The organism is Haloglomus litoreum (genome assembly GCF_029338515.1).
Taxonomy (GTDB): Archaea; Halobacteriota; Halobacteria; order Halobacteriales; family Haloarculaceae; genus Haloglomus; species Haloglomus litoreum.
Genome location: NZ_CP119988.1, coordinates 1,614,483 through 1,635,984 on the forward strand (window position 1 = coordinate 1,614,483; position 21,502 = coordinate 1,635,984).

The following is a 21,502-nucleotide window of genomic DNA, read 5'->3' on the forward strand; positions in this document are numbered from 1 at the left end:
TATAAATACAGGTTCGTCACTCCCTGCCACACGGCCAGACGACGGTCCGTGAGGCGGTTTTCCACGCCGGTACAGAAGCTTTTATGTAGAACCACAAACAACGGTTCGACCGACTATGGCTCAGCAGATGGGTAACCAGCCCCTCATCGTACTCAGCGAGGACAGCCAGCGGACCTCCGGGCGTGACGCCCAGTCGATGAACATCACGGCAGGGAAGGCAGTCGCCGAGTCCGTACGCACGACACTCGGCCCGAAGGGGATGGACAAGATGCTTGTCGACTCGACGGGCAACGTCGTCGTCACGAACGACGGCGTGACCATCCTCAAGGAGATGGACATCGAGCACCCCGCGGCCAACATGATCGTCGAGGTCGCGGAGACCCAGGAGGACGAGGTCGGTGACGGGACCACCACCTCCGTCGTCATCGCCGGCGAACTCCTCGCGAAGGCCGAGGACCTCCTCGAGCAGGACATCCACGCCACCATCCTCGCGCAGGGGTACCGCCAGGCCGCCCAGCGCGCGAAGGAGATCCTGGAGGAGAACGCCATCGAGGTCTCCGCGGACGACACCGAGCATCTCGAGCAGATCGCCGCCACCGCGATGACGGGCAAGGGCGCCGAGAACGCGCGCGACACCCTCTCCTCGCTCGTCGTGAGCGCCGTGCAGGCCGTCGCCGAGGACGACGGCGAGATCGACACGGACAACGTCAAGATCGAGAAGGTCGTCGGCGGCGCCGTCGAGAACTCCGAGCTCGTCGAGGGCGTCATCGTCGACAAGGAGCGCGTCCACGACAACATGCCGTACATGGTCGAGGACGCCAACGTGGCGCTGCTCGACACCGCCATCGAGGTCAAGGAGACGGAGATCGACGCCGAGGTCAACGTCGACTCGCCGGACCAGCTCCAGCAGTTCCTCGACCAGGAGGAGGAGCAGCTCCGCGAGATGGTCGACACGCTCAAGGAGGCCGGCGCGGACGTCGTCTTCTGCCAGAAGGGCATCGACGACATGGCCCAGCACTACCTCGCGAAGGAGGGCATCCTCGCGGTGCGCCGCGCGAAGAAGTCCGACATCAAGGCGCTCTCGCGGGCGACCGGCGCGAAGGTCGTCTCCAACATCGACGACATCACCGCCGACGACCTGGGCTTCGCCGGCTCCGTCGCCGAGAAGGACATCGGCGGCGACACCCGCATCTTCGTCGAGGACGTCGACGAGGCCCGCTCGGTCACGCTCGTCCTCCGCGGCGGCACCGAGCACGTCGTCGACGAGGTCGAGCGCGCGGTCGAGGACTCGATGGGCGTCGTGCGCGTCACGCTGGAGGACGGCAAGGTCCTGCCCGGCGGCGGCGCGCCCGAGGTCGAGCTCTCGATGGGTCTGCGTGACTACGCCGACTCCGTCGAGGGCCGCGAGCAGCTCGCCGTCGAGGCCTTCGCCGACGCCATCGACGTCATCCCGCGCACGCTCGCCGAGAACGCCGGCCACGACCCCATCGACTCGCTCGTGGACCTGCGCTCCGAGCACGACGACGGCAACACCGCTGCCGGCCTCGACGCCTACACCGGCGACATCGTCAACATGGAGGACGACGGCGTCGTCGAGCCGCTCCGTGTGAAGACCCAGGCCATCGAGTCCGCCACCGAGGCGGCCGTGATGATCCTGCGCATCGACGACGTCATCGCCGCAGGCGACCTGAAGGGTGGCCAGACGGACGACGACGACGAGGACGCCGGCGGCCCCGGCGGCCCGGGCGGCGCCCCCGGCGGCGGCATGGGCGGCATGGGCGGCGGCATGGGTGGCGGTATGGGCGGCATGATGTAGAGCCGGCCACCGTCACGCCACTCCACCCCCACGACGCACCTCGCACCGTCCGGCGACCGACACTCCGCTTCTTTCGACGCGACACCCGCACAGCGGCGGCACCGGCCCGCGGTGGTCGCGGCCTTCGGCCGCTCCCGGTCCCCCCGCTTGCTGCCCCGTCACTTCTTGTTCCTGCGCCGCCGGGGAGCGGTATGGAGGTCGTCGCCGACAGCCTGGCCATCGACATCGACGCGTTCCTGTCGCGCCCGCTGTGCTGCTTCCTGGCCCAGCGTGGCGAGACGGGCGCGCGCGTCTCGCCGCTGTGGTACCTGTGGGAGCCCGACGCGGAGACGTGCTGGATCATCGCCCAGTTCCGGAACCGCTCGTACCCCGAGCGGGTCGAGCGCCACCCGGAATCGGCCGTCGCCGTCGTCGATTTCGCGCCCCACGAGGGCCGGCTGGAGCACGTCGGCCTGCGAGGGGCCGCCTCGCTGGAGCCCTGGGACGACGCCCGCGCGGACCGGCTCCTTCGTCGGTACCTCGGCGAGGACCGCTCGGCATGGGACGAGGCCTTCCGGGGGCTCGACGGGGAGGACTACGGGTTCATCAGGCTGGCCCCGGCGACCGCCGTCGCACGGGGCTACCGCTACGCCACCGGGCTCGGTGCCGGAGACGAGAGCTGACCGAACTTCCTCCCGAAATCTGGATTTCGAGAATTACCGGCTGCTTCTGTCGATAACTGCGCCCCTTCGCCGAGAACCTCCGAGGATACGGACCGTCGGTGGCCGGTGCCGTCACCCCGACAGGTGCTCCAGCACCAGTTCCTGCACCGCTGCCTGCCGCTCGTGGATCACCCAGTGTGTCGCGTCGGGGAACCGTTCGAGCCGGCCGTCCGCACAGAAGCCGACGCTCTGCTCGGCGAGTTCGGGCAGGAGCGCGTCGTCCTGTTCCCCCCAGACGACGAGCGTGGGCTGTTCGACGGTGATGCCGGGGAGGTCGGGTCGGTGCTGGACGGCCGCGCGGTACCAGTCCAGCATCGCCTTCATCGCGCCGGGGCGGCTCCAGGCCGCCCGGTACCGGTCCATGTCGGCGTCCGTGAACGTCCCGGGGGAGGCCTGTCGGAGGAACCGGGCCATCCCCCCGTAGTCGCTCTGCCGGTTGAGCCACTCCGGGACCGCCGGGAGCTGGAAGAACAGGATGTACCAGCTCCGGCGCCACTGCCGGAGGTTGAGCTTCCAGCGCTCGCGGCTGGGCATGAGCGCGCCCGCGAACGCTGCGGGATGCGGGACGTTGATCGTGACGAGCCGGTCGACCACCTCTGGCCGGCGGAGGGCGGCGTCCCACGCGACGGCGGCGCCCCAGTCGTGGCCGACGACGTGTGCCGAGTCGCGGCCCTCGCTCTCGACCCAGGCCTGCAGGTCGGCCGAGAGCCGGTCGGCGCTGTAGTCGGCCACGTCCTCGGGCGCCTCGCTCAGGTTGTACCCCCGCCCGTCCGGGACCAGCACGCGGTAGCCCGCGTCGGCGATGGGGCGGACGTAGTCGGCCCAGCCCCACCAGAACTCGGGGAAACCGTGGTGCAGGACGACCAGCGGGTCGTCGGGGTCGCCCGCGGCCACGGCGTGGAGTTCGAGGCCGTCGATATCGCGGTAGACGGACTCGATATCCGGGTCGCGCAGGAGCGAGGCGTCGGTGGAGAGTCGGGGTGGCATACGCGACGCTCGCAGGCCGGGGTGAAATGTGCGCCGACACCAGCAACCGAGTGGCGAGGCGCGCGGTCAGACGTAGGTGAACCAGTCGTCGTAGTCGTCGGTCCGGCGCTCGACGATGTCGAAGAAGCGCTGCTGGATCTCCTCGGTCACGGGCCCCCGCGAGCCGTTGCCGATCTCGTTGTCGTCGACGGTTCGGATGGGGGTGACCTCCGCCGCCGTGCCGGTGAAGAACAGCTCGTCGGCCGTGTAGAGCTGCGAGCGGGCGATCTTCGCCTCGTCGTGGACCTCGTAGCCCAGGTCCTCGGCGACCTCGATGACGGTCTGGCGGGTGATGCCGTCGAGGATGGATTCGGCGAGGCCCGGCGTGAATATCTCGCCGTCGTTGACCATGAAGATGTTCTCGCCGGGGCCCTCGGCCACGTCACCCTCCTTGTTGAGGACGATGGCCTCGACGTAGCCGTTGCCGCGGGCCTCCTCGCCCGCGAGCATGGAGTTGACGTACGGGCCGGTCGCCTTGACGTTCGTCGGGATCATGCTGGAGTGGTGCTTGCGCCAGGAGGAGACCATCACGTCGACACCCTCCTCCAGGGCCTCCTCGCCGAGGTAGGCGCCCCAGGGCCAGCAGGCGATCATCGTCTCCGTCGGGCACTCCTTCGGGCTCACCCCCAGCGAGTTGTAGCCGTAGTAGACCAGCGGCCGGATGTAGCACGACTCCAGGTCCTGCCGGCGGATGAGCTCCAGCGTGGCCTCGGTCAGGTCCTCGCGCGAGTGCTCGATGGAGTGGTCGAGCGCGCGTGCCGACTGATACAGTCGGTCGAGGTGCTCGTCCCAGCGGAAGATGGCCGGGCCCTGCTCGGTGTCGTAGCAGCGGACGCCCTCGAAGACGGCGGTCCCGTAGTGGAGGCTATGCGTCAGCACGTGAACCTGGGCGTCGTCCCAGTCGGTGAACTCACCGTCCATCCAGATGGTGTCGACGTCCATCTCCTCGAATCCCATACCCCGACGCTCGTATCCGGGGCTAATGAGTGTTGACGGTCCGTGCGAGTGGCTGTCGCGGAGCAGCAGCGAGAACGGGTGGTCGGGGGGCCCCTATCGCAGCGCCGCGAGCAGGTCCGCCCCCTCGACGTAGACGAGGTCGTGGCGGTCGGCGTAGCGGCGGGCGTCGACGGGCGAGCGGGCGCCGCCGGTCTCGTCGTCGAGCATCTCGCAGACGACCACCGCGGGCTCGGTGCCGGCGGCGTCGGCGAGGGCGATGCCGAGTTCCGTGTGGCCCTCGCGGTCGGCGAGCAGGTCCGGGGCCGCGCGCAGCAGGTGGACGTGGCCGGGCGCGCGGAACGACTCCGCGAACGCCTCCGGGTCCGGGTCCGTCGCGTGCCGGCCGAGTTCGCGGATGGTCAGCGCGCGGTCCTCGTCCGTGATACCGGTGAACGTCTCGCGGTGGTTGACCGTCAGCGAGAACGAGGAGCGCTCGTCGTAGGCGAGCTCGTGGTCGGCGGCGAGCGGGTGGTCGATGGACTCCTGCAGGAAGGGGAGGTCCAGCCGCTCGGCCACGTCGTGGGAGACGGCCGTGCAGACCAGGCCGCCGGCGTCGTTGCGCATCCGGGCGACGGCGGCCGGGTCGACCGCCGCGGCGGGGTAGACGAGGTCCGTCTCGCCCTCGCGGTCGGCCGCGTCGTGGACGAGGACGGGCTCGCCTGCCTGGAACGCCTCGATGGCGGCCTCGACGGGGTCGGCGCCGGCCGGAGCACTCCCCGCATCGGTGTCGGCGTCGGCGCGGGTCACGCCCCATCACCCGTCACGCGGACGGTGAGCTCCTGGCCGTCCTCGAGGTCGAGTTCGTCGCGGAGCCGGTCGGGGGCGATGACCTCGAGCTGGTCGTCGCCGTGGTGGGTGCGCTCGGGCGCGATGACGTGTGCGGGCTCGTACGTCCCGGTGTCGGTCTCGACGGTCGCGGGCCAGCAGAACGCCGGCCCGTAGGTGCGCTCGTCGTCCTCCCAGCCGTCGATGCGGACGGGGTCGAGTGCGTCCATCCGGCCGCGTTCTCGCACACTCTCCTCGTCGAGTTCCACGTTCAGCGTGCCCGCGAAGGGCTCGTAGCCGAGTCGCTCGATGAACTGCTCCATGTAGCCCGGCAGCGAGATGTAGTGACGGCCCTCGCCCATCCCGGCCGTGACGGTCCCGTGGAGCGCGACGTCGGCGTCGGCGCCCTCGAAGATGCGCCGGTAGTCGGCGTACTCGCGCCGGAGCCGAGCCTCGCCGTCCGGGGTCAGCTCGACGCGCTGGCCGTCGTTCAGGACCTCACGCTCGATGAAACCGGCCTCGTCGAGGCGCTGGAGCCGGCGCGACGCGGTCTGGTTCGAGGCGTCGAGCCGCGCTGCCAGCCCCGCACACGTGACCGTCGTTCCGGCGAGGGCCCCCTCCAGCGCGAGTTCCTTGAGGGTGGCCACCTCCGCGGCCCCGGCCGCGGCTCGTGTCTCTGCCATGCCGACGGCTACGGTCACGGTTCCGATAAGTGTATCGTTCTCGTGATGCGTAACGGAAATGGAACGGCTCGGCGGAAATCCGGCCGCCTATCCGTTCGGTAGTGACACCCACGCAAAAGCGCGTCGGTCCCGGCGTGGTGTCGCCAGTCGGATCCGCGAGATAAACCCCCGGGGGAACCCGGCGACAGAGCGTTGTGTTGAACGTTTCATCACCGACCTGATGGCAGACCGCGACGACCTGACACGGCGGAGCGTGCTGAAGGCGAGCGCCGCGGCGGCCGGCCTCGGCCTGGCCGGGACCGCCTCGGCGAGCGAGGACGGTGGCCTCGCTGGTGCCGAACCGATCCCCTGCGTCGACGTGACCGACGCCAGGTCCGACCTGGAGGTGGTGGACGCGGCGTCGGTGGCGCCCGAGACCTCCAGCGGCATCGGCCCCGGTTCGTTCCTGTTGATCTCCCGCGGCGGGACGACCGCCGGCTGCACCGCGAACTTCGTGTGGGACGACGGCGACGATGTCTACCTCGGCGCGGCGGGTCACTGCTTCCTGCCGGGCGAGACGGCCGCCTCGAAGAGCGCCGGCGGCTCCTTCGACGCCACGAACCAGACCGTCGAGGTCTGCATCGACTGTGCCTTCGGTGGCGCGACGGGGCTGAACGGCATCACGGGCGGCCGCCTGGTCGAACTCGGCGAGGTCGTCTACGCCCGCCAGTCCGAGAACGGCGTCGGGCCGGGCAACGACTTCGGGCTCGTGCGCATCCCCGAGGAGGCCCGCGGGCTCATCGACACCTCGATGCCGAAGTTCGGCGGTCCCGCCGGGACCGGCACCCTCGAGGCCGGCGAGACGGCCTGCCACTACGGGAACGCCGTCGCCTTCGGCGAGACGTTCCTCACCAAGGGCCGCAGCGGTGCCGGCCTGGGCAGCACGGACGACGTCTGGCGGGCCGCCACCGCCTCGGCGCCCGGGGACAGCGGCGCCGCGGTCCAGACCTGCAACCCCTCCGTGACGGGGCTCCAGGGCGCACAGGCGGTCGGTGCCCTCACCCATCTCACCACCAACGGCGTCGCCGGGACGACGATGAGCCGGGCCGAGGAGATGGCGGCCGAGGCGGACCTCGACATCACCCCCCGGCTGGGGTAGCGACACGCGATACTCGCGGTCCTCGGACGGCCCTCGCGGCCCGCTGACAGCGTGTCGGCGCGTCCCCGATGGACGCGGTCGTTGCGGACGCGCTCGCCGCGGGTATCAGTCCGCGCTCGCGTGAGGGTCCTCGTTCCAGAACTCGCTCCCGCCCTTCAGCTTCGGGACCCAGGTGTCCTCCTCGCGCGCGAGCAGCGCGACCCGTGACTCCTCGACGTCGCGCAGGACCGGGTGCGTCGGGAGGTACTCCTGGACCGCCTCCGTGAACTCGATGACCTCCTCGTGCTCGGGCATCGCCGAGCGGTCCAGCCGGCCGCGCGAGTGCCCGACGTGCATGTACGCCTTCAGCTCCACGAAGTCGGCGTCGGCGCGGTCGTACATCCCGGCGTACCACTCGGGGTGATGGTCGTTGAACCCCTTGAGGACCGTCGTCCGCAGCACCGTGCGGGTCTCCTCCTTCGCCGCGAGCACGTCCAGCGTCTCGACGAGGTTGTCCCACGCGTCGTCCTCCACGGCGCCGACCACGTCGTCGAAGGTCGCGCGGTCGGCGGCGTCGACGCTGACGTACAGCTGGGTGGGGTCGCACTCGGCCAGTACCTCCGGCCGGGTCCCGTTCGAGACGAGGAAGGTGGTGATGCCGTGGTCGTGGAACGCCTCGATGAGTTCCGGGAGGTACGGGTACAGCGTCGGCTCGCCGTCGAGCGAGATGGCGACGTGCCGTGGCTCCATCGCCTCCTCGAACGCGCGGTCGGGGACCTGGTCGTTGCCGCCGAAGCCCGACAGCAGTTTCCGCTGCAGTTCGATGCTCGCCTCGACCACGGCCTCCGGGTCGTCCCACTCGACCCCGTCCAGTTCGTAGGCGTGGCCCTGGTGGTCGCGCCAGCAGAAGACGCAGCGCTCGTTGCACTTCACGACGGGCGTCATCTGGATGCAGCGGTGGCTCTGGATGCCGTAGAAGGTGTTCTTGTAACAGCGCCCCTCGCCACGGAGCGCGTTGGCGGTCCACCCGCAGGTCTGGGCCGCGGTGTGGTTCCGGCTGTGGTAGTCCGGGTCGTCCACCTGCTTCGGCCCCGAATCGCTCATGTCCGGAACGCCGTCGTCGCGCCACATAGGGGTTGTGTGTAGGATTCATCCCGGGCGACCGGTCGCGAGCCGCGCACGGGCGACCGCGACGGAGAGATACTCCCTGTCTGCATTGTGTGGGTATGGAATCTATTCGCCGATTAATGACGTGGTGATCGAGGAATACCTGTCGTATCTCGATTGTGGCTCTTGTTCGATCTTTGTCGCGTCGTCCACGCTCAGCCCGCCCGCCGGGACCTGCGAACCGCAAGCCAATTCCCGAGTCGTCCCACATCCCCGGGTATGAGCAACTACTACGTCCGGATGGAGGCCGCGTGGCTCGTGCGCGATGTCGAGGACTCGAACGACGCCATCGGCGTCGCCATCAGCGAGGCCGGCAAGCGACTCAACGAGGCGGACCTGGAGTACGTCGACATGAACGTCGGCGCGACCACCTGCCCGGCCTGCCGGGAGACGCTCGATTCGGTCTTCGTCGCGGCCGACACGGCGCTGGTGGGGCTGGCGATGGAGATGGAGATCTTCGACGCCGAATCCGAGGAACACGCCAGCCGCATCGCCACCAGCGAGGTCGGCGGCGCGCTCCGCAACGTCCCCCTGAAGGTCATCGAGGTCGTCGAGACGGAGGAGGACGAGGACGACACGGCGGCCTGAGGCCCGGAGGAACGCCCCCCGGCATCCGATTCTACTCCTCGTCGACCAGGTTGCGGACGGCCGCCGCGAAGGCATCGTGGTCCAGTTCGCCCGCGCGGTCGACGGTCTCGTCGTCGATACGCTCGAGGTCCTCGAGGAGCGCCTGGTACTCCTCGCTCTCGGCGAGTTCCGCCTCGCTCATCTCCGTCTCCAGGACCGCCCGCTTCTCGGCGAGCGCGAACTGCTCGCGGACGCCCGACTCGTACTGTTCGAGCGAACGCAGCTGCTCGACCGTCTCGACGAGGTCGTCCTTCGTCACCGGCTTCGTGAGGTAGGCGTCGAACGACATGTCCACGATGTCGAAGTCCGGGTCGACGGCCGTCACCATCGCCACCCGTGGGTCCAGCCCGCGCTCGTGGATGGCCTCCAGCACCTCGTCGCCCGAGCGCTTCGGCATCCGACGGTCCAGCAGGACCACGTCGATGTCCTCGTCGATCTCCTCGAGCGCCTCCTCACCGCCCTCGGCGGTCCGGATGTCGTACTCGTCCTTCAGCCAGAGCGCGTAGGCCTCGACGACGTTGGGCTCGTCGTCGACGATGAGTACCGTGGTCATCGAACGGCGATCCCTCCACCACAGGTCCCTCGAACGAGAGTTTGCATTGGGTTTGAATCGTGTATCGGCGACATTAAAGCCTTCTCTCGGTTTCGCGGTGCGTGAATCGGTCACCGGCGACGGTCCCGATCCGGGCCGTCCGGGCGCCGACTCCGACAGGTGTAAGCGGCTCGCCTCGCGAACTGAGGGCATGACTGACGGGGCCGTCGCCGACGACGCCGGCGACGCCGATGAGCACGCCGGGAGCGTCCGCGTGGTCGGGACCGCGCACGTCTCCCAGGAGAGCGTCGACGAGGTCGAGCGCGTCATCGAGGCCGAGCAGCCCGACGTGGTGGCCGTCGAACTCGACGAGGGCCGCTTCCGCCAGCTGAAGGGCGAGACGCCGGACGACCTCGACGCGGCCGACCTGCTCGAGGGGAACACCGTCTTCCAGTTCCTGGCGTACTGGATGCTCTCGTACGTCCAGACCCGGCTGGGCGACCGGTTCGACGTCCGCCCGGGCGCGGAGATGCTCGCCGCGGTCGAGACCAGCGAGGCGCTCGGCATCGACGTCGCCCTGGTGGACCGGGACATCCAGGTGACCATCCAGCGGTTCTGGGCCCGGCTCTCCGGCCTGGAGAAGCTCAGGCTGCTCGGCGGCCTCGCGTTCGGGGTGGCCGACCCCTTCGCCGTCGGGATGGGCATCGGCGTGACGGTCGGACTGTTCGCCGGCCTCGTCGCGGGCGCGGTCGGCGGCGCGCCGCTGGTCCCGGCTGGGACCCCGTTCGCGGGCGTCGTCGATGCCGCGCTGGCCGGTGCGTTCGTGGCCCTCGGCGTCGCGGCGCTGCTCGGTATCGCGCTCCGCCTCACCGCGCCCGAGGAGGGTGAGGACATCGAGGAGTTCGACCCCGCGGAGCTGACCGACACGGACGTCGTGACGGCGATGATGGAGGAGTTCCGCCGGTTCTCGCCCGGTGGTGCGGAGGCGCTCATCGACGAGCGCGACGCCTACATCGCCCACGAACTCGTCCGGCTACGGGACGCGGGCAACAGGGTCGTCGCGGTCGTCGGTGCCGGTCACCAGCAGGGTATCGAGCGCTACCTCGACAACCCGGGGACGCTGCCGCCGATGGAGGACCTCGTCGGTCGGCAGCAGTCCTCGCGGTTCTCCCCGTACCGGATCTTCGGCTACCTGTTCACCCTGGGCTTTCTGGTCTTCTTCGCCCTGCTGGCGGTCGCCGCCTACACCGGCGTCCCGGGCGCGTCGAGCGGCCTGCTCGTCCGCCTGTTCGCCGCGTGGTTCCTCGTCAACGGCCTGCTCTCGTTCGGCCTCGCGAAGCTCGCGGGCGCACATTGGCCCAGCGCGACCGTCGGCGGCGCGGTCGCCTGGCTCACCTCCGTCAACCCGCTGCTCGCGCCGGGCTGGTTCGCCGGCTACGTCGAACTCCGCTACCTGACCGTCAACGTCGCCGACATCGGTGAGCTGAACGAGCTGCTCGACGACACGGAGACGCCCATCCCCCAGCTCGTCGGGAAGATGCTCGACGTGCCGCTGTTCCGGCTCATCGTCATCGTCGCCGCGACCAACATCGGTTCCTTCGTGGGGAGTGTCCTGTTCGCCACGGTGCTCATCCCGTACCTGTTCGCCGAGATCGGCGGGACCGACGAGATCGTCCGGCTGATGATCGCCGGGGCGCGCAACAGCGTCGATCTCCTCGTGGGGGGACTGCTGTGAGCCGGAGTACGAGAACCGCCCCCGGTGGCGGTGGCGGCGTCTCGTTCAGCGCCCGGGAGACGCGTGACCTCGTCATCGCCTGGCTGGCGCTCGGGGTGGCGTTCACCCTGTTCCTGCTTGTCACCTCCGGGCGCGGGCTCGGCCCCGCCGGACTCGTGAGCCTCCTCGGTACGGGCCTGTTCGTGGAACTCCTCGCGCTGTCGCTGCTGACCGCGGGCGTGGGGTTCCTGCTGCACGAGCTCGCACACAAGGTCGTCGCCATCCGGTTCGGCCAGGTCGCGGAGTTCCGCGCCGACTACACGATGCTGGGGCTGGCGCTGGCGGCGGCGCTCGTGGGCTTCCTGTTCGCCGCTCCGGGCGCGGTCTACCACAGCGGGCGCATCACCCCCCGCGAGAGCGCCGGCATCGCGGTCGCCGGGCCGCTGACGAACGTCGTCCTGGCGGCGCTGTTCCTCCCCGTCTTCCTCCTCGTCGACGGTGGGTTCCTCGCCCGGGCCGGCCAGCTCGGTGTGACCCTGAACGCGGTTCTGGCGGGGTTCAACATGATCCCCTTCGGCCCGCTGGACGGTCGGAAGGTGCTGCGCTGGAGCAAGGTGGGGTTCGCCGCGAGTTTCCTGCTGTGTGCAGGCGTCGCCGTCGCGAGCGTCCTCTACGTCGGCTTCCCCATCTGAGCACCGGACGGCTCCCGCCCGCGGACGGAAACTCTGGTTGGCTGACACAGACGACCCGGCACCCGGTCGAGTGGCCAGTAGAGCGAAGTAGTAGCCACTCGAACGTTCCAATCAACTGAAATGAGTGTGGGCAGCGTCCGAGAGGCGGTCGAACGGGGCGGCGGGTCGTGGTTCGTCAGTGGTGTGGGGGTGGTACTCGCTGGTCTGTCGCTCTGGTACGTCATCGTCTTCCGGGCACTGTCGGTCACCACGTCGCCGGTCGGGTCGCCGGGGTTCATCCTGAGCGTGCTGGAGGTCGTCCTGCTCGGCGGGTTCTCGGTCGTCCTGGTGTACGCCGGGTACTGGCTCGCGAGCAGCCAGTTCGACTCCCGCCAGCTCTGGTGGGCCGGGCTCTGGACGGTCGTCGGCCTCGCGGGCATCGTCGCCATCGTCGCGCTGCTGCAGAGCTCACAGCTGTCGGAGGGCCGCGCCCTCGCCGAGGTGACCGTCGTCGAGGAACTGCTCCTCGCGGCCGGCGGGGGCGGTATCGCCGGGCTCCTCATCGGTATCTCGACGGTCCAGTCGATGTGGAACCAGGAGCAGGTCCAGCGCCAGCGTGACACCCTGGAGTTCGTCAACGAACTCCTGCGTCACAACGTCCTCAACGGGATGCAGGTTGTCCTCGCGAGTGCGGAACTCGTCGAGGAGGAACTCGACAGCGAGGACCCCGACCGCGAGGCCGTCGCGAGCGCGCTCGAGCACATCGACGACCGGGGCGAGGATATCGTCGAACTGGTCGACAACGTGCGGGTGCTCGCCCGGTCGGTCTCCGGCGACGTGTCGTGTGGCCCGGTATCGCTCTCGGCCATGCTCCGCGAGAAGGTCGAGACGGCCTCGGGAGCCTACCCGGCAGCGACCTACGAGACCGACATCGAGCCCGACGTGGCCGTCACCGCCGACGACCTGCTCCCGGCCGTCTTCGAGAACCTGCTGGCCAACGCCGTCGACCACAACGACCGCGAGGAGCCCCACGTCGAGGTGTCGCTGCGCTCGGTGCCCGAGAGGGGGGTCGCGGTCGTCACGGTCGCCGACGACGGGCCCGGCATCCCGGACGAGTACAAGGAGGCGTACTTCGGCCCGGGCGAACAGGACGACGGCAGCGTCGGCCAGGGGCTCGGCCTCTACCTGGTGGACACGCTGGTCGACCGGTACGGGGGCGAGGTGACGGCCGCGGACAGCGAGCCCCGCGGCGCCCGGTTCGAGGTGGAACTCCCGCTGTCGGACGGGTGACCGTCCCTCGCCGAGTGCACTCCTCCGCGCGAGATCCGGCCGTTCGCCCCCGTGAGCTGCCGCGCACGTCACGGCACGGTACTGGAAATATCCGCATAACTTACGAGAACGCCGCCCGTCGCTGAAGCGACTCGTTCGGCCGTCGCGGAGGGGTCGCCACCGCCGGCAGGCACGACCGTTACAGACCGCCAAAACCGCATGACTGCGGCGGTGTCGGCTGCGCACGTCCGGTGAGAAAGCTTATATACACCCGGAGCAGTCGAGCAGACGACGATGATCGATACGGCGTACCGCGCAACGCTGCTCGCCCTCTACCAGTTCAGCATCCTGCTCGGCATCCTGCTGTTCCCGCTCGCGCTCGCGGCCCGGCGTGCCGGGCTCCGGATGCCGATGGACCGTGTCATCGAGCGGCTCGGCGCCGCCTACGAGAACGCGGCCCACGGGACGCACGCCTGAACTGGCCCCACGACCGGCCCGGTGAACCGCTTTCTCGACCGTTTCACGTTCCGAGCAGCAGCCACGCTCCCCCGTCGAGATGGCCTCCGGTCCGGCAGGCTCGGTGCCCGAAGGGGTGCCTTTATGCACGCGACGAGTGTACCCCGGCCCAATGCGTCAGAACGAGTTCTCCGCCCCGAGCATCGGTGACGGCATGGAGTCCGCGGTGTACGAGCCCGAGCTGGGTCAGCTCCCCGACGTCTCCGAGAAGGACGCCGAGAAGGTCAACACGACCGGGACGACCACCATCGGCATCGCGACGGACGACGGCGTCGTCATCGCGACGGATATGCGCGCGTCGCTGGGCGGTCGCTTCGTCTCCAACAAGAACGTCCAGAAGGTCGAGCAGATCCACCCGACCGGTGCGCTCACGCTCGTCGGCTCCGTCGGTGGCGCCCAGTCGTTCATCCGCTCGCTCCGTGCCGAGGTCAACCTCTACGAGGCCCGCCGCGGCGAGGACATGAACATCGAGGCCCTCGCGACGCTCGCCGGCAACTTCGCCCGTGGCGGCCCGTTCTTCGCCATCAATCCCATCCTCGGCGGCGTCGACGACGACGGCCACCACGTCTACTCCATCGACCCCGCCGGCGGCGTCATGGAGGACGACTACACGGTCACCGGCTCCGGCCTCACGGTCGCGTACGGCACCCTCGAGCGCGAGTACACCGACGACCTCTCGCTGGAGGAGGCCAAGTCCGTCGCCGCCAGCGGTGTCAAGGCCGCCGTCGAGCGCGACACCGGCTCCGGTAACGGTGTCTTCCTCGCCGAGGTCACCGAGGAGGGGGTCGACATCAACGGTCACAAGGACTTCGACGAGGTCCTGTAGCGGCCCCTGACCGAGCGGGCGCGCTCCCGACCACGGGACGGCGCTCGCCTTCCGAGGTCCCCGGGTCGGTTCTCTCTCCGATCGTTGTCGATATTCCGGTGCAGCCGGAGTGAGTGGGGAATCTGGCTGCTGTTCCCGCTTCAGATGAATAGCTTCGGATGCAGCGAGTGGAACGACCTCGGCCGACGGTCGGTCGTCAGTCGGTCAGCTCCGACTCGATGGCAGCGAGTCGCTCCTCGATGTCGTCCATGCGGTCGACCAGTCGCTCGACGCGTGCGTCCTCGGCTTTGGCGTCGTCGACGCGCTGGATGCGCCGGGCGAGTTCGGCGTGTGTCTCGCGGGCGGCACTCTGGAGCTCGTCCACACGCTCCTCGACCGGTCCGTCGGTCGTTCCGACCGTCGGGACGTCCCGTGACCGGGAGGAGCGCTTCGTCTCCATCTGCCTGACGTGTCGCTGGAGTTCGTCGTCGCTGACCATGGTGTCGTGGCGGCGGTGCCGCCGGTGTCTCGTATCTCGGGCTTCCAGCCAAGACGACATAAGAACCCGAGCGCGTTTTCCGACCCTGAGAACGGCCGTCCACTGGCGGTCTCGGCATCGGTCGGTGCCAGAATGTTCAGGGGGGCGCCGCCGCTACCGGCGGTATGGTCCGCCACGACGGCATCCGGGCCGACTGGCTCGGGTACGCCACGCTCCGACTGGAGACGCCCGCGCCCGGCGCGGCACCGGGAATCGAGAGCGCCGACTCCAGCACGGTCGTCTACTGTGACCCGGGCCGCTACGGCGTGCTCTCGGGCGAGTGGCCGCCGGACGGCGCGGCCGGCGACCCCGACCACCACCCTGCCGGTCCCGCCATCGAGCCACGCGACGGCGACCTCGTCTGCGTGACCCACGACCACCACTACGACCCCGCGGCCATCCGCCGGGTCGCGAGCGCGGACGCGACGGTCGTCGTCTTCGACGGCGTGAACACCCACCGCATCGACCGTGACGTGGAGCGCCCGGTCGACCTGCCCCACGAGGTGCGGCGCGTCGACGACGAGGCCGACATCGCGGTCGGCGAGGTCGTCGTCCGGACGACGGCCGCGTTCAACCACGCCGACGGGCCGCACGTCGACGCATCCGGTGACCCGTTCCACCCGGAGGGGTTCGGCTGCGGCTTCCACCTCACGCTCCCCTCGCCCGCCCGGACGGGGCCGGACGCCACACCCGATGGGGGCGTGCGGGTCTTCTGGCCCGGCGATACCGACGTGCTGGAGGGCCACGCGGAGCTTGACGTGAGCCTGTTCTGCCCGCCCATCGGCGGATCGTTCACGATGGACCGCCACGCCGCGGCCGAGCTGGCCGCCGCGATGGACCCGGACCTGGTGCTGCCGGTCCACTACAACACGTTCGAGGCGCTGAGGACGGATTCCCGCGCGTTCGCCGCCGACGTGGCCGAGGCCGGCGTCCCGGTCGTCCTCTCGGAGGCCTGGCCCGCCGACCTGTTCTGAGCTACGCGAGCAACGCGCCGACGAGGAGGACGACCGCGATGAGCACCGCCAGCACCGCGATGGCGAGGAAGGTGACCCGCACGAACCGGCTGTCGGTGACGAGACTCCGGTCGCTCGCCATCGGCTCCAGCAGCCGTCCGCGGGCGCGTTCGAGCCGCCCCTCCAGCCCCCCGAACCGCGCCTCGTAGTCGTCGCGCGGGATGACGACCTCGTTCCGGCAGATGGCGCACTGGTCGGGCGGCTCGTGGTAGGTGCGCTCGCAGTTCGTGCAGATCCACTCCTCCGGCACGACCGCGTAGAGGGGTGGCCCGGCGAAAAGGGTTGGCGTCCCCGCGGCGATACGAGCCTGTCTTCTGTCGCTGGGACGCGTGTGTGTCTGTCGCGATTCCCTCGGTGAGAACAGCATCGACGGAGTGCTGTTGAAATCTCCGCCGAGTCCGGCCGTTCTCGCGAGCGAAGCGAGCGAGAAGTCGTCTGAGCTTGCTCTGACGGAAGTCGAGCGGCCAGGGCCCTTCCAGGATGTATCCAGTATCATCGCCCACAAACCATCCGACACAGCCCTCCCCTAGCTGTCCCACCGACAGCCACCCAACACGGCGGCTGCCGGTACGCCCGCCCACACGAGCCGGTAAGTTGGAGATAACAATGACGGGCTGCCACGTGGGCCGGTGTCGTGCCCGCGACAGCGACCATCCGGCCCTACGACCCCGATGACCGCGAGGGGTTCCTCTCGCTGTACGAGACGGTGTTCGGCCACCCGGATGCCGACGAGTGGTTCGCCTGGAAGTACGAGCGGAACCCGAACGTCGAGGCACCCCCGATCGTCGTCGCGGAGCGGGACGGGCGACTCGTGGGCGCGATGCCCTTCTTCGTGCTCCGGATGCGGGCCCGGGGCCGGTCCCTGACCGGGCGGGTTCCCGGCGACCTGATGGTCCACCCCGACCACCGTCGGCAGGGCATCTTCTCGCGGCTGTCGGCGACCGTCAACGAGCGGCTCCGGGGACAGGACCGGACGGTCCTGTTCGGGTACCCGAACGACGCGGCCCTCCCCGGGTGGCTGGCGACCGGCTACGACCGCCTCGGGACCGAACCCGCCCACTACCGGGTGCAGGACCCCGGGTCGTTTCTCGCGGCGCGGGCGTCCCTGCCCGGACTCGCCATCGTCGGCCGGGCAGTGACCGCGGTGGCCCGCGGCGTGCTCGCGCTCCGCGACCGGCGCTGGAGGCAGCCACCGGGGTTCTCCGTCGCCCGGTTCGACGACATCCCGGCCGACGTGCTCGCGTCGCTCTACCGCCAGCGGGTTCCCGCCGAGATACACACCGTCCGCGACGAGTCCCACTACGGCTGGCGCTTCGGGAACCCGCGGTGGGAGTACACGGCCTACGTGGCCCGGGAGGGAGGCAGTCCCGTCGCCGGGGCGGTCGTCGGCACGCGGGAACGGGACGGGGCGCGGACCACCCAGCTCGCGGACGCGGTCCCGCTGGCCGGGGGACCGCCCGAGGCCTGGCGGGCCCTGCTCGCGACCATCGTCGCCGAGCACGACGACGCCCGGCTGATTGCGGCGCCGGCCGACCCGCTCCCGGCGGGGCTCCTCTCCTCGTTCGGCTTCCTCGGCCGGCGGTTGCTCGGCCCGCTGGCGAGCGAGCGGCCACTGATCGTCCGGACGCCGAACGGGACGGACTGGACGGCCGCCGGGTTGGATGTCCGGGTGCCGGAGAACTGGCGGCTCTCGCTCGGCGACCGCGACACGTCCTGACCCTCGGCCGTGTCGACGGGCGGGGACGCCCTCAGAAGATGCCCATCTCGGTCAGTCGCTCGGGCAGGTACGTCTCGGTGACGAAGTCCAGGCCACGCGAGGCGAGCGCCTGCTGCTCGGCCTTCTTGCCGATGTCGAGCTGGAGCTCGATCTGCTCGCGCCAGAACTCCGACTGGAAGCGTGGGTCCTCCAGCTCCGACTCGAGCGCGTTGATGTCCGAGTCGGCCAGCGGGTCCGTCGGCAGGTCGTAGTCGACGATGTCCTGCGGACGGATGCCGACGAACTGCGCCGCCGGCGTCGCCAGGTACTCCGAGAGGTGGGCGGACTTGATGGAGCCGTACGCGACCGAGCCGTAGATGCGGTACGACCACGGGTCGCCGTCGGTGAAGACCACGACCGGGAGGTCGAGTTCGTCGTGGAGCCGCTTGGTGATGCGCCGGGTCGCTCGCGCCGGCTGGCCCTTGAGGTGGACGACGATGCAGCCGTACTCCTCGTCGAAGCCGTTCTCGACGAGCCGGTCGCGCATCCCGCCGGTCTCGACACAGAGGATGAACTCCGCGTCGTTCTCGAGGAACTCGATGGTGTCGGGGTTGTTGGGGATCTGGTAGCCGCCCTCCCCGACGTCCTCCTGGCAGTGGATCTCGCGCTCGCCCCGGCGGGTCTGCTCGCGCAGGAGGAGCGGGCCCATCAGCGTCGCGCCGGACTCCTCGGGCCGCATGTGGAAGTCCTCGCGGGTGACCCCCGAGACGACCTCCAGGTCCTCGACCAGGCCGTTGGAGTCGTCCTGGTCGTTGAACTGGGCGAACTCGTTGTCCCAGGACTCGCTGAGGTAGTACAGTTCACGCAGGGTCGACGAGCGGTCCTCCTCGAGCTGCTGGGCGAGGAACTCGATGGTGTAGATGGCCTTCAGCAGCTTCTGGGCCCCGGCCTTCGTCTTCGCCGTCCGGGTGGTCTGGCGGTCGCCCAGCACCCAGACCCCCTCCTCCTCGGAGTACTCGATGTTGCTCTTCGTCCGGGTGGGGATGCGCATCCGCGGGACGTCCCCGTCGGCGAACTGGTCGTAGAACTCGCCCGCGAGTTCGATGAGCTCCTGGCGTGCGCGCTCGCTGTTCGGCTCCGTGTCGGCCTCGGTGTTGTCGGTACTCATGTCAGGCGTTGGTGGTCAGCTTCTCGTCCTCGATGCCCTCGACCGCGACGTCGAACTCGGCGTCGTCGCCGACGTCGTAGACCAGCTCGGCGGTCTCACCGCCGGGAACGGAGGGGTTCCAGCGGACGAACCACTCCCCGTCCATCTCGACGACGCTGGCACCCTCCACCTCCCCGGGGTCGACCGAGCAGATGTCCGTGATCTCGGGCTCGACGCCCGTGTCGTCGTTGTTCTCGACGACGAGCGAGACGTGGCCGTTCTCCCGGCGCCGCTCGACGAGGACGTTGTTCATGATGCGGGCCAGCGAGTCCTCGATATCCAGCGGCTCGCGGCCGGTGACCTCGGTGAGCTTGTCGGCCATCTCCGGGAGGATCTCGGCCAGCGTGTCCCGCTTCTGCCGACGCTCGCGCAGGGACTGCTGCTTGTTGAGGTAGGTCTTCAGCTCGCGGGCGGCCTCCCGGAGCGCGAGTTCGATCTCGTCCTCGATGGCGGGCACGTTGGCGACGGCGTCCTTCGACTCGCTCGTGAACGGGACGTTCGTCGAGGCGACGTGGACCATCAGCACCGCGGGGCCGTTGGGGATGCCGCTCCCGCCCGGCTGGTCGAGATTGTAGTTGCGCCAGTTGATGTTCTTGATGACGTCGACCGTCGCGCAGGCGCCGCGCTGGTAGACCAGCGGGACGCGGTTGGCGAACCGGAGGATGTCGACGCTCCCCTCGGATTCGAGGTCGCCGCCGTAGGCGATGCCCGCCTCGACGATGAACGGGTCGCCGCCGTGGACCTCGGCGTCGCGCGTGCAGGCCGCGAAGAAGTCCGCGTCGTACTCCTTTCGCAGCCCCGCCTCCACGAGTTCCTCCGTGATGGGCGCCAGGCAGTCGGTCGGCGGGGAGAGGATGTCCGTCTCGCGCATCGCCTCCAGCAGCCGCGCGATGGCGTCGCGGTCGTCGGCGAGCGCCGACACCTTCGGCGGCTCCTCGTCGACGGTCCGGGCCCGCTCCCAGAACGACTCGAGGACGTTCTCCTGTGCGGTCTCGCCGAAGGTCTCGTCGTCGCGCTCGGCGGTGCGCTGGGCGGCCCAGGCGACCCACCCGGAGAGCGTGTCCCGGGTCACGCGGTCCCGGGCGCCGTCACCGACGCCGGGCTCGTCCATGTCGGCGTCGGCGAAGCGGTCGGCGATGCGCCGGGCCAGCCCGTCCACCGCGGCGTCGTCCTTCCGGGTCGTCGTCGCCTCGTCCACGAGCCGGTAGCAGTCCGACCCGCGGGTCGTCGTCACCTCGCCCCACGCGGCGGCGACGGCGTTCTCGCGCACCGTCGAGCCGAGGCGGACGTCGTACTCGGCCTCCACGTCCTCGGCGGCGCTGTCGACCGCGTCCGCCACGTCCCCGTAGCCGACGTGCTCGTGATCGTCGAGCGCGTCGGCCACCCCCTCGGCGAACGCCTCGGTCGCCTCGGCGCCCTTGTTGGCGGTCGCGTCGACGACGGCGCCGACGACATCCGCGTCGTCGGTCGTCCCGGGGACGCGCCAGGTCATCTCGCGTCCGAACTGCCTGTCCCGGAAGGCGTCGACGACGTTCGTGGCGGTGGTGGCACCGACGCGCGTGAACTCACCCTGCAGGAAGCCGCTGATGGAGTACGAGTCCGTCGCCGCCAGCATCTTCTTCAGCGTCCCCAGTTCCACGCCGTGCGGGTGGGGCTTGATCTCCTCCGTCTCCGCCGGCAGTTGATCGGTCGCGCGCTCGAACTTCAGCGGCTCGTCCAGCCCCGGCTCCCGGAGCTCGATGCGGGCGTGTGGGTTGACGACCGCCGTGTGCTCGATGTAGTCGTGGAGCTGCTGGCGGGCGCGCATGTTCCCCTCCATCTCCAGCTCGATGCGGGTGCCGTGCGGGCGCTCCCAGGTGGTCGGCTCGTCGGTGTCGATCTCCGGCTCGTTGGCGTCCGTGTCGACGATGAGCTCGAAGAAGCGGGCCTCCCCGCCACGGGGTTTGGAGGTGATCTTCGCGGGCTTGCCCGAGGTGAGCTGCGAGTGCATCACGGCGGCGGAGATGCCGATCCCCTGCTGGCCGCGGTTCTGCTCGCGCTTGCCGAACCGGGAGCCGTACAGGAGCTTGCCGAAGATCTTCGGGACCTGCTCGCGCGTGATGCCCGGCCCGTTGTCCTCGACGACGAGGCGGTAGTAGTCGTCGGCCTCCTCGATCTCGACGTAGATGTCGGGGAGGATGCCGGCCTCCTCGGTCGCGTCGAGGGCGTTGTCCACGGCCTCCTTGACGGCCGTGACGAGTCCCCGTGCGCCCGAGTCGAACCCGAGCATATGCTTGTTCTTCTCGAAGAACTCGGCGATGGAGATGGCCCGCTGCTCCCCGGCGAGCTCCTCGGCGATCCCGTCGCCGTCGCCGCCGTCGCCACCCCCGCCGCCACCGAGCTCCGACTGGAACGAGGTCATTACCGGGTCCGTATCGCCCCGGAAGGTAAAACCTGCCCGCTACCGCGGTGGAAGTGGAACGCGTGTGTCCGACGGCCGGCTGCCGTCCGTCGGTCGCAGGCGTCGGTGCCGGGGTGGCCGGAAGCCGGGCGACCACCTGACGGGGGTTCGCGAGCGGCTCGGCAGGGCCGGGAGGCGGGTCCGGGAGGGGCCTCACGCGGGGGACGGACACTCCGGCCCCGCGACCACCTTCGCCGTGCTCC

Annotated in this window: 21 protein-coding genes; 11 read left to right on the forward strand and 10 right to left on the reverse strand. The window is 69.9% G+C overall.

Translation table 11 applies throughout. From position 1 onward, the window contains the following. Positions 1 to 127 precede the first annotated feature (127 nt). Positions 128 to 1,816 (forward strand): thermosome subunit alpha, encoded by a 1,689-nt coding sequence (gene thsA, locus P2T62_RS07920; RefSeq protein WP_276261590.1) that lies wholly within the window; start codon positions 128 to 130, stop codon positions 1,814 to 1,816. A gap of 191 nt (positions 1,817 to 2,007) precedes the next feature. Then, positions 2,008 to 2,478 (forward strand): pyridoxamine 5'-phosphate oxidase family protein, encoded by a 471-nt coding sequence (locus P2T62_RS07925; protein WP_276260856.1) that lies wholly within the window; start codon positions 2,008 to 2,010, stop codon positions 2,476 to 2,478. A gap of 111 nt (positions 2,479 to 2,589) precedes the next feature. On the opposite strand, the gene P2T62_RS07930 is transcribed toward P2T62_RS07925, so the two are convergent. From P2T62_RS07930 to P2T62_RS07945, 4 genes are all read right to left on the reverse strand, one after another. Beyond that, positions 2,590 to 3,504 (reverse strand): alpha/beta fold hydrolase, encoded by a 915-nt coding sequence (locus P2T62_RS07930; protein ID WP_276260857.1) that lies wholly within the window; start codon positions 3,502 to 3,504, stop codon positions 2,590 to 2,592. Between the two features lie 66 nt (positions 3,505 to 3,570). Next, positions 3,571 to 4,500: a branched-chain amino acid transaminase gene (locus P2T62_RS07935; RefSeq protein WP_276260858.1), complete on the reverse strand. Its 930-nt coding sequence runs from the start codon at positions 4,498 to 4,500 to the stop codon at positions 3,571 to 3,573. 93 nt (positions 4,501 to 4,593) lie between these two features. Further along, entirely contained in the window at positions 4,594 to 5,286 is a 693-nt protein-coding gene (gene ribB, locus P2T62_RS07940) for a 3,4-dihydroxy-2-butanone-4-phosphate synthase (protein ID WP_276260859.1), read from the reverse strand. Further along, complete coding sequence (locus P2T62_RS07945; protein WP_276260860.1) at positions 5,283 to 5,987, reverse strand: CTP-dependent riboflavin kinase; 705 nt, start codon at positions 5,985 to 5,987, stop codon at positions 5,283 to 5,285. The genes ribB and P2T62_RS07945 overlap by 4 nt, the downstream gene beginning before the upstream one ends. 220 nt (positions 5,988 to 6,207) lie before the next feature. Here P2T62_RS07945 and P2T62_RS07950 point away from each other — a divergent pair, with 220 nt between their 5' ends. Next, positions 6,208 to 7,125: a twin-arginine translocation signal domain-containing protein gene (locus P2T62_RS07950; RefSeq protein ID WP_276260861.1), complete on the forward strand. Its 918-nt coding sequence runs from the start codon at positions 6,208 to 6,210 to the stop codon at positions 7,123 to 7,125. Between the two features lie 105 nt (positions 7,126 to 7,230). On the opposite strand, the gene twy1 is transcribed toward P2T62_RS07950, so the two are convergent. Beyond that, complete coding sequence (gene twy1 / locus P2T62_RS07955) at positions 7,231 to 8,208, reverse strand: 4-demethylwyosine synthase TYW1 (RefSeq protein WP_276260862.1); 978 nt, start codon at positions 8,206 to 8,208, stop codon at positions 7,231 to 7,233. A gap of 282 nt (positions 8,209 to 8,490) precedes the next feature. Between twy1 and P2T62_RS07960 the strand changes: the two genes are divergently transcribed. Beyond that, positions 8,491 to 8,859 carry a DUF555 domain-containing protein gene (locus tag P2T62_RS07960; RefSeq protein WP_276260863.1) on the forward strand — a complete coding sequence of 123 codons (369 nt, stop codon included), beginning with the start codon at positions 8,491 to 8,493 and terminating at the stop codon, positions 8,857 to 8,859. Positions 8,860 to 8,890: 31 nt separating this feature from the next. Here P2T62_RS07960 and P2T62_RS07965 read toward each other — a convergent pair whose 3' ends face one another. Beyond that, complete coding sequence (locus P2T62_RS07965; protein ID WP_276260864.1) at positions 8,891 to 9,451, reverse strand: response regulator; 561 nt, start codon at positions 9,449 to 9,451, stop codon at positions 8,891 to 8,893. A gap of 190 nt (positions 9,452 to 9,641) precedes the next feature. Between P2T62_RS07965 and P2T62_RS07970 the strand changes: the two genes are divergently transcribed. The 5 genes from P2T62_RS07970 to psmB all read left to right on the forward strand — a co-directional run bounded on the left by P2T62_RS07970 (position 9,642) and on the right by psmB (position 14,426). Continuing rightward, on the forward strand, positions 9,642 to 11,165 hold the full coding sequence (locus tag P2T62_RS07970; protein ID WP_276260865.1) for a TraB/GumN family protein: 1,524 nt from the start codon (positions 9,642 to 9,644) through the stop codon (positions 11,163 to 11,165). After that, a complete protein-coding gene (locus P2T62_RS07975) occupies positions 11,162 to 11,836 on the forward strand; it encodes a zinc metalloprotease (RefSeq protein ID WP_276260866.1) in 675 nt (224 codons plus the stop codon). Before P2T62_RS07970 ends, P2T62_RS07975 begins: the two co-directional genes overlap by 4 nt. Positions 11,837 to 11,962: 126 nt before the next feature. Beyond that, positions 11,963 to 13,105: a sensor histidine kinase gene (locus tag P2T62_RS07980; RefSeq protein ID WP_276260867.1), complete on the forward strand. Its 1,143-nt coding sequence runs from the start codon at positions 11,963 to 11,965 to the stop codon at positions 13,103 to 13,105. A gap of 273 nt (positions 13,106 to 13,378) precedes the next feature. Next, positions 13,379 to 13,561 carry a hypothetical protein gene (locus P2T62_RS07985; RefSeq protein ID WP_276260868.1) on the forward strand — a complete coding sequence of 61 codons (183 nt, stop codon included), beginning with the start codon at positions 13,379 to 13,381 and terminating at the stop codon, positions 13,559 to 13,561. Between the two features lie 151 nt (positions 13,562 to 13,712). Further along, a complete protein-coding gene (gene psmB, locus P2T62_RS07990) occupies positions 13,713 to 14,426 on the forward strand; it encodes an archaeal proteasome endopeptidase complex subunit beta (RefSeq protein WP_420028418.1) in 714 nt (237 codons plus the stop codon). Between the two features lie 196 nt (positions 14,427 to 14,622). On the opposite strand, the gene P2T62_RS07995 is transcribed toward psmB, so the two are convergent. After that, the gene (locus P2T62_RS07995; RefSeq protein ID WP_276260869.1) at positions 14,623 to 14,904 is read right to left on the reverse strand and encodes a hypothetical protein; all 282 of its coding nucleotides are present in this window, start codon (positions 14,902 to 14,904) and stop codon (positions 14,623 to 14,625) included. Between the two features lie 164 nt (positions 14,905 to 15,068). On the opposite strand from P2T62_RS07995, the gene P2T62_RS08000 reads away from it, so the two are divergent. Then, complete coding sequence (locus P2T62_RS08000; RefSeq protein WP_276260870.1) at positions 15,069 to 15,917, forward strand: MBL fold metallo-hydrolase; 849 nt, start codon at positions 15,069 to 15,071, stop codon at positions 15,915 to 15,917. A gap of 1 nt (position 15,918) precedes the next feature. Here P2T62_RS08000 and P2T62_RS08005 read toward each other — a convergent pair whose 3' ends face one another. Beyond that, positions 15,919 to 16,206, reverse strand: a complete 288-nt coding sequence (locus P2T62_RS08005; RefSeq protein WP_276260871.1) for a hypothetical protein — start codon at positions 16,204 to 16,206, stop codon at positions 15,919 to 15,921. Positions 16,207 to 16,590: 384 nt separating this feature from the next. Here P2T62_RS08005 and P2T62_RS08010 point away from each other — a divergent pair, with 384 nt between their 5' ends. Next, positions 16,591 to 17,673, forward strand: a complete 1,083-nt coding sequence (locus P2T62_RS08010) for a GNAT family N-acetyltransferase (protein WP_276260872.1) — start codon at positions 16,591 to 16,593, stop codon at positions 17,671 to 17,673. 31 nt (positions 17,674 to 17,704) lie between these two features. Here the strand turns inward: P2T62_RS08010 and P2T62_RS08015 are convergent, their stop codons facing one another. Next, the gene (locus tag P2T62_RS08015; RefSeq protein ID WP_276260873.1) at positions 17,705 to 18,820 is read right to left on the reverse strand and encodes a DNA topoisomerase IV subunit A; all 1,116 of its coding nucleotides are present in this window, start codon (positions 18,818 to 18,820) and stop codon (positions 17,705 to 17,707) included. 1 nt (position 18,821) lies between these two features. Beyond that, a complete protein-coding gene (locus P2T62_RS08020) occupies positions 18,822 to 21,260 on the reverse strand; it encodes a DNA topoisomerase VI subunit B (RefSeq protein WP_276260874.1) in 2,439 nt (812 codons plus the stop codon). Between the last annotated feature and the right edge of the window lie 242 nt (positions 21,261 to 21,502).

Bases quoted from the DNA above. Each gene is read 5' to 3' on its own strand.
- P2T62_RS07950 (WP_276260861.1), top strand. From the start codon at position 6,208: ATGGCAGACCGCGACGACCTGACACGGCGGAGCGTGCTGAAGGCGAGC.
- P2T62_RS07965 (WP_276260864.1), bottom strand. From the start codon at position 9,451: ATGACCACGGTACTCATCGTCGACGACGAGCCCAACGTCGTCGAGGCC.
- P2T62_RS07935 (WP_276260858.1), bottom strand. From the start codon at position 4,500: ATGGGATTCGAGGAGATGGACGTCGACACCATCTGGATGGACGGTGAG.
- P2T62_RS07930 (WP_276260857.1), bottom strand. From the start codon at position 3,504: ATGCCACCCCGACTCTCCACCGACGCCTCGCTCCTGCGCGACCCGGAT.
- P2T62_RS07960 (WP_276260863.1), top strand. From the start codon at position 8,491: ATGAGCAACTACTACGTCCGGATGGAGGCCGCGTGGCTCGTGCGCGAT.
- P2T62_RS08020 (WP_276260874.1), bottom strand. From the start codon at position 21,260: ATGACCTCGTTCCAGTCGGAGCTCGGTGGCGGCGGGGGTGGCGACGGC.
- thsA (WP_276261590.1), top strand. From the start codon at position 128: ATGGGTAACCAGCCCCTCATCGTACTCAGCGAGGACAGCCAGCGGACC.
- P2T62_RS07985 (WP_276260868.1), top strand. From the start codon at position 13,379: ATGATCGATACGGCGTACCGCGCAACGCTGCTCGCCCTCTACCAGTTC.
- P2T62_RS08015 (WP_276260873.1), bottom strand. From the start codon at position 18,820: ATGAGTACCGACAACACCGAGGCCGACACGGAGCCGAACAGCGAGCGC.
- P2T62_RS07995 (WP_276260869.1), bottom strand. From the start codon at position 14,904: ATGGTCAGCGACGACGAACTCCAGCGACACGTCAGGCAGATGGAGACG.
- P2T62_RS07945 (WP_276260860.1), bottom strand. From the start codon at position 5,987: ATGGCAGAGACACGAGCCGCGGCCGGGGCCGCGGAGGTGGCCACCCTC.
- P2T62_RS08000 (WP_276260870.1), top strand. From the start codon at position 15,069: ATGGTCCGCCACGACGGCATCCGGGCCGACTGGCTCGGGTACGCCACG.
- P2T62_RS07970 (WP_276260865.1), top strand. From the start codon at position 9,642: ATGACTGACGGGGCCGTCGCCGACGACGCCGGCGACGCCGATGAGCAC.
- P2T62_RS07925 (WP_276260856.1), top strand. From the start codon at position 2,008: ATGGAGGTCGTCGCCGACAGCCTGGCCATCGACATCGACGCGTTCCTG.
- twy1 (WP_276260862.1), bottom strand. From the start codon at position 8,208: ATGAGCGATTCGGGGCCGAAGCAGGTGGACGACCCGGACTACCACAGC.
- psmB (WP_420028418.1), top strand. From the start codon at position 13,713: ATGCGTCAGAACGAGTTCTCCGCCCCGAGCATCGGTGACGGCATGGAG.